The sequence below is a fragment of the Pseudomonas sp. GXM4 genome, assembly GCF_008923895.1.
Lineage (GTDB): Bacteria > Pseudomonadota > Gammaproteobacteria > Pseudomonadales > Pseudomonadaceae > Aquipseudomonas > Aquipseudomonas atacamensis.
On record NZ_WBRZ01000002.1, the window covers coordinates 37,471 to 50,332 of the forward strand.

General features: G+C 62.0%; 11 protein-coding genes. All 11 read left to right on the plus strand.

Translation table 11 applies throughout. The features are described from left to right. The first annotated feature begins 268 nt into the window (after positions 1-268). The 11 genes from rfaH to F8N49_RS00730 all read left to right on the plus strand — a co-directional run bounded on the left by rfaH (position 269) and on the right by F8N49_RS00730 (position 12,850). Positions 269-787 (plus strand): transcription/translation regulatory transformer protein RfaH, encoded by a 519-nt coding sequence (rfaH, locus tag F8N49_RS00680; protein WP_110646548.1) that lies wholly within the window; start codon positions 269-271, stop codon positions 785-787. 51 nt (positions 788-838) lie between these two features. Continuing rightward, positions 839-1,999 (plus strand): outer membrane beta-barrel protein, encoded by a 1,161-nt coding sequence (locus F8N49_RS00685; RefSeq protein ID WP_151550591.1) that lies wholly within the window; start codon positions 839-841, stop codon positions 1,997-1,999. Positions 2,000-2,011: 12 nt separating this feature from the next. After that, a complete protein-coding gene (locus F8N49_RS00690) occupies positions 2,012-2,545 on the plus strand; it encodes a polysaccharide biosynthesis/export family protein (RefSeq protein ID WP_150635425.1) in 534 nt (177 codons plus the stop codon). A gap of 2 nt (positions 2,546-2,547) precedes the next feature. Next, complete coding sequence (locus tag F8N49_RS00695; protein WP_151550592.1) at positions 2,548-4,857, plus strand: polysaccharide biosynthesis tyrosine autokinase; 2,310 nt, start codon at positions 2,548-2,550, stop codon at positions 4,855-4,857. A gap of 66 nt (positions 4,858-4,923) precedes the next feature. Further along, the gene (locus F8N49_RS00700) at positions 4,924-6,315 is read left to right on the plus strand and encodes an undecaprenyl-phosphate glucose phosphotransferase (protein WP_122507234.1); all 1,392 of its coding nucleotides are present in this window, start codon (positions 4,924-4,926) and stop codon (positions 6,313-6,315) included. A 46-nt stretch (positions 6,316-6,361) separates the two neighbouring features. Beyond that, positions 6,362-7,720 (plus strand): UDP-glucose/GDP-mannose dehydrogenase family protein, encoded by a 1,359-nt coding sequence (locus tag F8N49_RS00705; protein WP_151550593.1) that lies wholly within the window; start codon positions 6,362-6,364, stop codon positions 7,718-7,720. Beyond that, positions 7,717-8,424 carry a WecB/TagA/CpsF family glycosyltransferase gene (locus F8N49_RS00710; RefSeq protein ID WP_151550594.1) on the plus strand — a complete coding sequence of 236 codons (708 nt, stop codon included), beginning with the start codon at positions 7,717-7,719 and terminating at the stop codon, positions 8,422-8,424. Before F8N49_RS00705 ends, F8N49_RS00710 begins: the two co-directional genes overlap by 4 nt. Before the next feature lie 11 nt (positions 8,425-8,435). Continuing rightward, the gene (locus F8N49_RS00715) at positions 8,436-9,515 is read left to right on the plus strand and encodes a glycosyltransferase (RefSeq protein ID WP_151550595.1); all 1,080 of its coding nucleotides are present in this window, start codon (positions 8,436-8,438) and stop codon (positions 9,513-9,515) included. Next, on the plus strand, positions 9,512-10,618 hold the full coding sequence (locus F8N49_RS00720) for a glycosyltransferase (protein ID WP_071172306.1): 1,107 nt from the start codon (positions 9,512-9,514) through the stop codon (positions 10,616-10,618). Before F8N49_RS00715 ends, F8N49_RS00720 begins: the two co-directional genes overlap by 4 nt. 1 nt (position 10,619) lies before the next feature. After that, complete coding sequence (locus tag F8N49_RS00725) at positions 10,620-11,927, plus strand: O-antigen ligase (RefSeq protein ID WP_151550596.1); 1,308 nt, start codon at positions 10,620-10,622, stop codon at positions 11,925-11,927. Then, the gene (locus F8N49_RS00730) at positions 11,921-12,850 is read left to right on the plus strand and encodes a glycosyltransferase family 2 protein (RefSeq protein WP_151550597.1); all 930 of its coding nucleotides are present in this window, start codon (positions 11,921-11,923) and stop codon (positions 12,848-12,850) included. Before F8N49_RS00725 ends, F8N49_RS00730 begins: the two co-directional genes overlap by 7 nt. The last annotated feature ends 12 nt before the right edge of the window (positions 12,851-12,862 follow it).

Below are 12,862 nucleotides of genomic sequence, written 5' to 3' on the forward strand. Positions count from 1 at the left end.
ATTGGATCCTGAAGGTCGCAACTGCGAACCGTGCGGTAGCTTTGCTCAAACAAAAGCGCGGACTCGTTATAGCCAAGACGGCCATGGATATAACAACAACCCAATCAAGTTGATTCATTTTTGAAACACTTCTTCTGCCAATAAACATTGATGCATCTGGCTCGGCACTTTGCCTTGATCAGCCTACTACCTACTAGCAAGCTTGGCGGCTCGTCCCACGTTATCGGCCGCCCTGCTTACACGATCGCTATGTATGGAGTACTCCAGCATGCTAACGGTTTGCCGCAACGGCTCTAACTGGTATTTATTGCAGTGCAAGCCCCGCCAGGATGAACGGGCACAACTCAATCTGCAGCAACAGAACTATTCGACCTTTCGGCCGCAGCTGATGAGCGAGCGAAGTATTCGTGGCAAACGCCAACGAACACTGGAATCGCTGTTCCCCGGCTACGTATTCATTGAACTGAGCCGCGACGATAACTGGGCACCGATTCGCTCGACCCGCGGTGTCAGCCGCATCGTCGAATTCAACCATGTGCCCGCCCGGGTCGACGAAGACGTGATTGCGCAACTGCGCGAACGCAGCCAGGAGTCGCTCGGTTTTCCTGCCGAACCGACACTCAAGCCCGGCGAACCTCTGCAAATCGTCCAGGGCCCACTGTCCCCGCTCGAAGGCGTGTTCCTGTCCATGCAGGGCGACGAGCGCGTGATGATGCTGCTCAATTTTCTCAACCGCCAACAGCACGTCAGCGTCCCGCTGAGTTACCTCGAACGCCAGCGACAATAGTCCGGATCCGCTTCGCCCTGACCCCGACCCCCTTAATCAGGAGCGTGATCCATGGCTCTGAAGCCTCGCTGTTCCCTGGTTTTAGTCGTCGCCTGCTGTGCCCCCGAAGCTGCCTGGTGCGTTGAGCCGCAAGCGATCAATGTCTACGGCTTCGATTTCACCCCGACCTTTGCCTTGTCGGAAAGCTACGACGACAACTTTCGCGAAGTCGAACACGATGTCGAATCGACCATGGTCACCCGTCTGGCGCCGGCCTTCGAGCTCAAGGCGGAGGACCGCAACAGCGCCACGCGGGTGATCTGGGAACCGACCCGCTACATCTATCACAGCGCCTCAGACGCTTCGAACACCGCCCAGCGCCTGCGCGCCGACAGCATCATGGAGTTCACTGATCGGCATCGTCTGAAACTCGAAGCCGAGGCGCGTAAATACGAGCGCACCACCTCGACCGCCGTCGACGGCATCAACGACAAGATCGAGAGTCAGCGCGTCGGCGGCGTCTACACCTTTGGCGCGCGCAGTGCGCTGAACCAGATCGACCTCGGCGCCAGCTACGCACAGCTGCGCTACGACAACTCCGATGGCATCAACGATGACAAGGAGCGCAACACCAGCAATCTGACCAGCACCTGGTATCACCGCCTCGGCAGCAAAAGCCGTGGCTTGCTCGAATACGACCACACCCGCTTCGACTACCTGCAATCGAACAGCCCGCGCAGCAGCCGCTCCGACGCAGTGCTGGCCGGTGCCGAGTGGGACATGACGGCGAAAACCACCGGCAAATTGCGCGTCGGTTACGAGCGCAAGAATTTCGACCAGAGTGGTTCCGACGACCTGAGCAACCCTACCTGGCAAGTGGATCTGGCGTGGAAACCGCGCACCTACTCGACTTTCACCTTTCTCGCCCGCCAGGCCATGGCCGAAGGCGACGATGGCTCCGACGCGGTGAAAGCCACCTTCACCCAGATCGGTTGGCGTCACGGCTGGACCGAACGCATCACCAGCGTTGCCGAAGTCGGTATGGGCCATTACGTCTACGAAGGCCAGGACCGTAGCGACGATTTGCAGGACTACAAACTCGGCGTGAATTACGCAATGCGCCGCTGGCTGGACGTCGAAGTCGCCTACCGCCACCGCGATAACGACTCCGATGCCGACAACGAAAGCTTCACCCGCAATGTTTTCCAGATCACGTTCGACGTCAGTCTGTAGGAGGGTTGGGCCATGCATACGCGCCTGATTTTATTGTTGTTGCTGCTCTGGACAGTGCCCACGGTCGAGGCGGCGGACACCGACACCCATTACCGCCTGGCCGCTGGCGATGTCTTGCGCATCATCGTGTTCGGCGAGCCGGAACTGAGCTTCAAGAAGATCCGCCTCAACGATGCCGGCACCTTCTCCTACCCGTTTCTCGGCGAAATCGTCGCCAAGGGCCTGACGCCCAATCAGGTCGAACAGAAGATCGTCGATGGCCTGAGGCAAGGCTATCTGGTCGATCCGAAAGTCAGCCTCAGCCAGATCGAATACCGCCCGTTCTACATCAACGGCGAGGTGCAGAAGCCCGGCAGTTATCCCTTCCAGCCCGGGCTCACTCTGGAAAAAGCCATCGCCCTGGGTGGCGGCCTGACCGAACGCGCCTCAATGAAACGCGTGACGATTTTGCGCGGCAGTGGCGGCCCACCGGTCACCGAGAACATCTCGCGCACCACCGTCATCGCCCCCGGCGACACCATTTCCATTGCACAAGGCTTTTTCTGATCATGGACAACAGCCCAAGCACCTACCTCGAACGTCCGCTCCAGGGCCACTTGCCAACGCAAGCCGCCGACGAGTCGGACACCCTTGATCTGCTGCACCTGTGGCGGGTGATCTGGTCGGCGAAGTGGAACATCGCCTGGCTGGTGCTGCTCAGTTGCGCGCTGGCCGTGGCGGCGCTGTCGTTTATCACGCCGCAGTACGTCGGCAGTGCTACGCTGCTGATCAAGGACAAGACGCCGCCGGTGTTGAGTTTTCAGCAAGCCGCCGAATCCGGCGGCGCCACCACCACTGATTACTTGCAGACCCAGCAAGCCCTGCTGCAATCGCGGGAGCTGGCCGAGCGCGCCGTGCGCAAACTTGGCCTGACTACCAACCCGGTCACCGATCCACGCCAGAAGGCGCAGCGCTGGTTCACCCCGCGCCAATGGCTGGCGGAGCTCAATCGTGACCAGTGGCTGCCGTGGCTGGACCTGTTGCCGCCGCCGAAGCCGCCAGCGACTGAAGAACAGGTGTTCAACGACGTAACGCAAAATCTGATGCTGCACACCAGCGTCAAATTCGTCGGCAAGAGTCAGTTGCTGGAAATCGAAGTCGAACTGCCCGACCCGGCACTCGCTGCGGCGGTGGCCAACGCCCTCGCCCAAGGCTTTATCGACAGCCAGCAGGACACCAGCCTCAAGTCTTCGCAAAACAACACCAGCTGGATGAACACCCGCCTGGTCGAGTTGCGCGACAACCTGCGCGTTGCCGAAAACAAGTTGCAGGCCTACCGCGAGGAACAGGGTCTGGTCGATGTCGACGGTGTCGCCACCATCAGTGCCAACGAGCTGCAGATGACCGGCAACCGCATGATCGATGCGCGCCGCGATCGCGCCGAAGCGGAGAGCCAGTTCCGTCAGGCGCAAGCCTTGAGCAACGGCGACATCAGTCGTTTGTCCAGCGTGCCGGCAGTGCTGAGCAATCCGCTGATTCAACAGTTCCAGGCTGATCTGGCCAAGGCTCAGGCCAAAGTCGAGGAGTTGTCGGGCCGCTACGGACCGAAGCACCCGGCGCTGATATCCGCCCGCTCCGAACAGCGCACCGCCGCCAACAGTCTGCGCCTGCAAGTGCAGCAAGTGGTTGCCGGTATTGAGCGCCAGTATCAGCTGGCAGTGGCCAGCGAAGACGCGCTGCGCAAATCCTTCAACAGCAACAAGGCGCAGATTCAGGACATTTCGCGCAAGGAATTCCAGCTGCGCGAATTTCAGCGTGAAGTCGACAGCACCCGGGCGCTGTACGAAACCTTCGTCACCCGACTCAAGGAAACCGCTGCCACTTCGGACATGGATTCGGCCAAGGCGCGCATCGTCGACCCGGCGATCGCACCGCTGGAAGCGAGCAAACCGCGCAAGAACCTGATTCTCGCGATTGTTGCGCTGGTCGCTGCGGTGGTTGGCGTCGCCCTCGCCTTCCTCTTCGATACGCTGAGCAACACCTTCAAGACCGACGACACCGTCGAGAGTCTGCTCAATGTGCCGTTGCTCAGCGTCGTACCGCTGGTGATGAAGAAGAGCCGGCGGCAGTTGGCGCGGCTGTTCGAGGACAACGACCACCCGCGCTTCTGCGAAACCATCCGCAACCTGCGCACCTGGCTGATGCTGCAGAACAACGAACGCCCGGCGCAGGTGGTGCTCGTCACTTCCTCGGTGTCCGGCGAAGGCAAAAGTACCATCGCCAACAACCTTGCCTCGTCACTGGCGCCACTGGAACGGGTGCTGCTGATCGATGCCGACATGCGGCAGCCGACGCTGTCGCTGAACTTCGATTTCCCGCCGCAGAGCCCCGGCCTCGCCAACCTCATGGCCGGCAGTGCGCGGCTGGAAGACTGCATCCGCAGCGTCGGCAATCTCGACATGCTCCCGGCCGGCTGCCTGACGCCATCGGCGCTGGATCCGTTCGAGGCACCGCGTTTGAAAGCCTCGAGCAGTTCGAGCAACGCCGTGGCCCCCGCGCAGGACTTGCTCAGTTCACCGCGCCTCGGTCGGCTGTTGCAGATTCTCAAGTCGCGCTACCGGCACATCATCATCGATTCGCCGCCGGCAGAAATCGTCAGTGACGCGCTGTTGCTGGCCCAGCATTCCGATGCGGTGATCTACGTGGTCAAGGCGCAGAGCACGCCGGTCGGCCAGGTGCGCAAAAGCATCGCCGTATTGCAGCAGAGCCAGGCGCCGGTGTTCGGCGTGGTGCTCAATCAGGTCGATCTGCGCAAGGCGCGCAAGTACGGCCATGGCCATTCCCGTTCCTTCTACGACTACGACTTCGCCCCGCGCTGATCCTTCGGGCCGTGCCGCCCGGCCGCAGCCTGTCCTTCCCTGTTCGACGAATCGGAGATCGCGCCGATGACCTCGCAATATTCCGCGCAAATGGCACACCGTCGCGGCCTCACCTTCTGGGTGCAATGGCTGTGCGCAATGACCCTGGTCAACCTGTTGCTGATCGTGCTGGTGCACTGGCGCATCGGCGAGTTGCCCAGTGAATATCGGCTGCTGATCATTCTCACGGTGCTTGGCTCAATGCCGGTCTACGGCCTGGTGCAGGTCTACCACAAGCGCCATGGTCTGCTGGTCGGGCTCGGGCGTTTGCTGGCCGGCTGGCTGATTCTGCTCGGACTGCTGATGAGCATCGCCTTCGTCACCCAGACCAGCGCGTTGTTCTCCCGGCAGGTGGTGATTGTCTGGGCGGTGGTCGGTTTTCTCGCCCAGGCGGCGACGTTTCTGCCGCTGCATCTGTTCGTGCGCATGTACACCAAAATGATTTGCAACGAGCGCCGCGCGGTGATCATCGGCACCTGCCCGACCGCCCATGAACTGGCGCGCAAACTGCTCGACCCGGATCGCGCACTGCTGCTGGGTTTTGTCGCGGCGAAAGCCGACAGCGGCCCGGCGCCGAGCATCCTGCCGCTGCTCGGCGAGGTCGAGGACATTCGCGAAATCATCACGCGGTTGCAGGCGCGGCGCGTGTACATCGTGCTGCCGATGGCTGAGGCAGCGACCATCGAAGCGCTGTACATCAACCTGCTCGACATGAACGTCGACGTGGTGTGGATTCCGGATCTGGGCAGCATGGTCCTGCTCAATCATTCGATCTCCGAGATCGAGCGCATGCCGGCGATCTATCTCAACGAAAGCCTGCTCACCTCGCACCCCGGCAGCCTGTTCTGCAAGGACCTGTTCGAACGCAGCGTCGCTGCCGTGGCGCTGATTCTGCTCAGCCCGCTGCTGCTTGGCGTCGCCATCGCGATCAAGCTGACGTCGCCGGGGCCGGTGCTGTTCAAGCAGAACCGCCATGGCTGCGACGGCGAAGTGATCCGCGTGTGGAAATTCCGCTCGATGCGCGTGCACGACGATCAGCAAGTGCGTCAGGCCACCCGCGACGACGACCGCGTCACGCCGCTGGGGCGCTTTCTGCGACGCAGCTCGATCGATGAGCTGCCGCAGCTATTCAACGTGCTGTTCGGCCACATGGCGCTGGTCGGCCCGCGCCCGCACGCAGTCACCCACAACATCTATTACACCGGCAAGGTGCGCGCCTACATGGCGCGGCATCGGCTCAAGCCTGGCATCACCGGGCTGGCACAGATCACCGGGCATCGCGGCGAAACCGAGACCGTGGAAAAGATGCAGCGCCGGGTCGCCCAGGACCTCAATTACATCAATCAATGGTCGCTGTGGCTGGACATCAAGATCCTGCTGAAGACGCCCTTCACCCTGTTCTCGAAAAACATCTACTGACAGCGGCCAGCGCTCTGGCCCACCCCGCCACGCATGAGGTTTTCCCATGAATGTGAGTGTATTCGGTATCGGTTATGTCGGACTGGTCCAGGGCGCCGCGCTGGCCGAGGTTGGCCACAACGTGCTGTGTGTGGATGTCGACGCGGCCAAGGTGCAGGCCTTGAACGACGGCACTCTGCCCATCTACGAACCCGGGCTGAAAAGCCTGGTGCGGGACAATCATCACAGCGGCCGTCTGCAATTCGGCAGTGATCTGGCCGCTGCGGTAAAGCACGGCGATGTGTTGCTGATCGCGGTCGGCACGCCGCCGGACGAGGACGGCTCGGCGGATCTCAAACATGTGCTCAGCGTCGCCCGCACCATCGGCGAGCACCTGCGCGGCGAGCAGATCATCGTCGACAAATCCACGGTGCCGGTGGGCACGGCGGATCGGGTGCGCGAATGCATCAGCGCCATCCTCGGCGAAAGCGGCCGTGGTGCACTGACCTTCGATGTGGTTTCCAATCCGGAATTTCTCAAGGAAGGCTGCGCGGTCGACGACTGCATGCGCCCCGACCGGATCATCATCGGCACCGACAGCCCGCGCGCTGAAGCAGTGATGCGCGAGCTGTACGAACCGTTCAATCGCAGCCGCGAAAAAATCATCGTCATGGATGTGCGCAGCGCCGAGCTGACCAAGTACGCGGCCAACTGCATGCTCGCGACCAAGATCAGCTTCATGAACGAGATGGCCGGGCTCGCGGAAAAGCTCGGCGCCGACATCGAAATGGTTCGCCACGGCATCGGCTCGGATCCACGCATCGGCTATCAGTTCATCTACCCCGGCATCGGTTATGGCGGCTCCTGTTTCCCCAAGGATGTGCGGGCGCTGATCCACGCCGCCCACGGCGTCGACATCGATGCGCGCCTGCTCCGCGCGGTGGAGTCACGCAACAACGAGCAGAAAAGCACGCTGTTTCACAAGATCGCCGAGCACTTCAACGGCGCGCTGGAAGGCAAAACCTTCGCGCTGTGGGGCCTGAGCTTCAAGCCCAACACTGACGACATGCGCGAAGCCCCCAGCCGCGTGCTGATGGAGGCGTTGTGGCGAGCCGGCGCCAGCGTGCAGGCGTTCGACCCGAAAGCCATGGAACAGGCGCAGCAGCTTTACGGCGCGCGCGATGACCTCTCGTTGGCGGGGACCAAAGAGGCGGCGCTGAAAAATGCCGACGCGCTGGTGATCGTCACCGAATGGCAATCGTTTCGCGCGCCGGACTTCGAACTGCTCGCCCGCCAGTTGAAAAATCCACTGATTTTCGACGGGCGCAACCTGTTCGATCCGCAACGCCTCAGCGCACGCGGCTTCACCTACATCAGCGTCGGCCGGCCAACCTGCGCCGCTGAAGCACAGGATCTCGCATCATGATCCGCCTGGAATTGCTCGACCGTTATTCGCCGGCGCTGCTGGACTCCAACCGGGCGTTCTCCTTTCTCAACTTCGCCTCGATCGGCAGTTTCATCCGCCAGCCGCCGCCGTCGCTGGCGTATTTCTGCGACGGCATGCTGATGTCCGGGTTCATGTCGCGCATCACCGGGCGCGCGGTGCAGCGGGTCAGTTTCGATTTCACCTCGATTGCCGACCCGGTGCTGAGTGAATCCGAGCAGCGCGGCAAGCGCGTGTATGTGGTCGGTGCGAAGCAGGCAGAGCTTGACCGCTTCGTGGAAAAACTCGGTATGCAGTACCCGCGCCTGCAACTGGTCGGCGCGCACAACGGTTACTTCGACGCCGAACAAGGTGCGGCAATCCAGTCAGACATCCGTCGGCAGCGGACCAATCTGCTGCTGGTCGGTCTCGGTGCAGGTCTGCAGGAGCGCTTTATCCTCGAAGCACTGCGCGGTGGTTTCAGCGGCGTGGCGTTCACCTGCGGCGGTTTCATTCGTCAGGAGGCCAATGCCAGCGAGCGTTACTACCCCGACGCAATCAATCGCCTGCACCTGCGCGCCTTCTACCGCATGTACCGCGAGCCGCACACGATCAAGCGTTACCTGCTCGACTACCCGAGCAATGCGCTGCGCCTGACCGAACTGATTCTGCGCCAGCAAGTAGCAATCAATGTCACTGCCCCATGAGGATTGTGCCGATGCATATTCTGTTCACGCTCAAGGATTACCAGACTGGCGGCGGCGTCGAGTGCGTGCAGCAACGCCTCGCCGAGCAGTTTCTGGCGGACGGACGGCGGGTGAGTTTTTTCGTCATGAACGGCGACTCGCCCAACGTCGACGGCGCGCCGAGCATGGCCGGTGGCGGCAGTGGGCTCGCGGGCTGGCTGAAGTCGATCGTGCTGTTGCGCCGGCTGATTCGCCGCGAAAGCGTGACGCACCTGATTGGCGCCAAGGAGCAGGCCAATCTGTGCACCTGGTTCGCCACGCTGGGCAGTCCCTGCAAAGTCATCTACACCCGCCATGCCGCGCTGGATTGTGCCGAGCAGAACACCGGGCGCGCCAGCCTGCGGCTGTTGTACGCGCTGTACCTGTGCGGCAGCGGCAAGGTGGTCGCGGTGTCCCACGGTCTGCGCCAGTCGCTTGCCGGGTTGATGCCGTGGGGGCGACCGCGCATTCGTTATTGCCCGAACGCGGTGATCAGCGAACAACTGATGCGTGCGGCACAAGCGCCGTTGCCCGGTGGTGTGCCCCATCATTACTGGCTGGGTATCGGCCGATTGGTGCACACCAAAGGCTTCGATTTGCTGCTCGACGCCTACGCGCTGGCGGCGCAACAACGCCGGCTGCCGTATCTGGTGATTGCCGGCGACGGCCCGTTGCGCGCAGCGCTTGAAGCGCAGGCGCAACGGCTGGGCATCGAACGTCTGGTGCATTTCACCGGACATCTGCGCAATCCCTATCCGCTGATCCGCCATGCGCAGCTGTTGGTGCTCAGCTCATTGCACGAAGGCTTGCCGACGGTGCTGGTCGAGGCGCTGGCGCTGGGCACTCCGGTGATCTCCACCGACTGCGGCAGCGGGCCGCGCGAGTTGCTCGACGATGGACGCCTCGGGCGTTTGGTCGGTGTCAATGATGTGCCGGCCCTGACCGAGGCAATGCTCGACAGTCTGGCCAACCGCGAAGCGGCAGCTCCAGCCCGACATTCAGTCAGCGAAGCGATCCTGCCCTATACCAGCCAATACGCCGCCCAGGCCTATTACCAAGTGTGGAACCGATGAAAAAGCTGCTGATCATCCTCCAGGACCTCGGCGCCGGCGGCGCGGAGAAAATGATGGTGCGCCTCGCCGGTGCCTTGGTCGAGGCCGGCAACGAAGTGACGCTGCTGATGCTCACCGGTGCCGGCATCAATCAACCGGCGCTCGACCCACGGGTCAGGCAAGTGCTGCTCGACAGCCCGCGCAGTGCCGCCGCCGTGCCCGCGCTGATGCGCTTTTTGCGCAGCAATCGCTACGACGCGCAACTGGCGGTGCTCACTCATGTCAACGTCGTGGCGATTGCCGCCGCCGCGCTGTCCGGGACGCTGGCGCGGCTGCACGTCAGCGAGCGCAATGCCTTTTCGCGGGACAAACACGTCAACCCGGCCCTGTCGGTCAAGCTCGCCTACTGGCTGGCGCCGTGGCTGTATCGGCTGATTCCCAACCCGGTGATCTGCGTGTCACAAGGCGTCGCCGAGGATCTGGTCGACACCACCATCGCCCGCCCGCGCGATGTGACCACCGCTGACAACCCGGTGCTCGACAACGATTTTCGTGACAAGCCCGCCGCCGCGCCCAGCCATACCTGGTTGAAGGACAAAACCACTCCGGTGATCGTCGCCGTGGGTCGCCTGGCGCAGCAAAAGGGCTTCGACACTCTGATCGACGCCTTCTCCCGTCTGCCACAAGGCGATGCGCGGCTGATCATTTTCGGCGAAGGCGCCTTGCGCGGCGAACTGCTTGCCCAAGCGACTGCGCTCGGCGTTGCACAGCGTTGCGATCTGCCGGGTTACGCCAGCGACCCCATCGCCGAAATCGCTCGGGCCGATTGCTTCGTCTTGTCGTCACGCTTCGAAGGCAGCCCCAACGCCCTGGTCGAAGCCCTGTCGACCGGCACGCCAGTAGTGGCGACACGCTGCCCGTATGGCCCGCAGGAAATTCTCGCCGATGGCGCCGTCGCGCCCTTGGTCGAGGTCGACGATCCCGCCGCGCTCGCCGTCGCGATCAGCCAACAATTGGCCACGCCGCGAGCCGTGCATCGCCAGCGCCGCATTGATGCTGCCGCGCGCTTTGTCAATGCTCGCGCGGTGCAGACCTACCTCAAGGCGTTACTCGGGAGGCGCTGAGATGAACCGCCTGCAAGTGCGTTATTCGACGCTGGCCGATGCCTTCACCCTATTCGGTGTGCTGTTCTATACGCAAGTGATCGGCTTCTTTTTGCGCCTGGGCAATGTGAGCACGCTGGACGATGCCCAGCAGGATCTGGAAGGCAATCTGGCCAATCAAGTCTGCGGTTTGCTGACCTTGCTGGTGCCGCTGTTTTTCTTCATCCGGCACAAGGTGTTCCTCAGCAAGAGTTTCTACCGGCAGAACCTGTTCTTGCTGTTGTTTCTCGGCTGCGTGGCGGCGTCGATCAGTTGGTCGAGCGAGCCGATGCTCAGCTTCAAGCGTTTCGTCGCGCTGCTCAGTGTGGTGTTCTTCGCCGGTTTCATTGCCTGGCGCTACAGCCTGGAACGCATTGCGTTTCTGTTCGGCTGTGTGATCGGTGCGGCGGCGTTGGTCGGCTTGATCTTCGCCGTGATTCGCCCGGACATCGCCTTTATTTCCGGCGGCATCCGTGACGGTGCGTTTCGCGGGGTGTTCGCGGAAAAGAATGCCGGTGCACGCCTGAACGCTATTGCGATCCTGTTGCTGCTGCCGATGATCCGCCAGCGCAACCCGCTGGCCATGCTGTATGGGCTGTTCGCGCTGATCGCCATCGGTCTGGCGCAGTCAGCCACGGCGATTGCGCTGATCGTCGCCGGCACCGCCAGTTACGCCTACTTCATCACGCTGATCCGCTTGCGTATCAACCGTTCATTGCTGGCTTTCACCGCGGCGACGTTGGTGTTCTTCCTTCTGTGTGGGGTGCTCTACGCCAACTACGCGATGCTGCTGGAACTGGTCGGCCGCGACCCGTCACTCACTGACCGCACGTTGATCTGGGAGCTGTTGCAGCCGCTGATCGATGCGCAATTTCTCAAGGGCTACGGCTTCGGCGCGTTCTGGGCCAGTGCCGATGCCGATGCGTTCATCACGCGCTGGGGTTACATCGGCAATGCCCACAGCGGCTACGTCGAAACCCTGCTCAATGGCGGCGTGATTCAGTTGAGCGCCCTGCTGCTGATGTTTGCCCAGACCCTGAGCAAGCGCTATCGGGCAATCACGGCGGATCAGTCGGCGCGCTATCAGGCCTGTGCGCTGGTGATCATCGGCCTGTTCGTCGTTACCAATTACGTCGCCTATGTGATTCCCAACTACCGCTCGGGCGAGTTCCTGATTTTCTGCGTGCTCAGCCTGACCTTCCGCCACCACCTCGTCGCCCGTCCGCAGCCGCTGCCAGCGGCGAATGCTCGGCCAATGCGCGGCACTTTCCGGGAACAACGCCCATGCTGAATGATCCCTCCGCCGTCACCGTGTGCGTGGTGATTCCGCTGTTCAACGCCGCCGCCAGCATTCAGCGCACACTGGATTCGGTGTCTGCACAGACTCGCCTGCCGGACAAAGTGATTGTCGTCGATGACGGTTCCAGCGATGCCGGACCAGAGATCGTCAAGCACTACGCCGCGCCCTTCCCCATCGTGCTGTTGCAGCAGCCCAACCAAGGCCCGGCGAGTGCGCGCAATCACGGCGTGTTCAGCGCCGAAGAAACCTTTATCGCCTTCCTCGATGCCGATGACCGCTGGAATCCGGAGAAACTGCAAAAACAACTGGCGCTGCACGCGGAGTTGACCCGACAGGGACGCAAAGTCGGCTTGATCGATTGCTTTCAGATGAGTGAATTCAGCGACGGCAAACGCCAATTGGAGGACCGCTGCAAACACGGCGAGCACTTTGCCGATTTCATGCGCGAGAACATCATCAACGGCACCTCCGGCGTACTCGCCCTGCGCGAGATCATCGTCGCCATTGGCGGCTTCGATCAGAGCCTGCGCTTTGCCGAGGATCGCCTGCTGTGGACGCGCATCGCCGAAATCAGCGAGATCCACAGCGTGCCGCAGATCCTCCACTGGCGCGCCGTCAACGCCGCCAACATCACCGCGCAACCGCACAAGTATTACCCGCACAAGCTGCGCTTCATCCAGCTGTATCTGGCGCGTTACGGCACCCGGCTGAACAAACAGCAACGGATCTATTTCGTCCTCGCCAACCACGCCGAATTTCTCAATGCGTTTTCCCGGCGCGGCGATCATCGACGGGTTATCGAGGTGTTCCGGCAGATGCTCGGGCATTCGTGGCAGACGCTGTTCTTCTTCCAGGGCAAACCGACCCTGCGCTACCTCTATGCCTGCTTGAAAAGCCTGGGCAACAGCCGCTGAATTACAGGGATC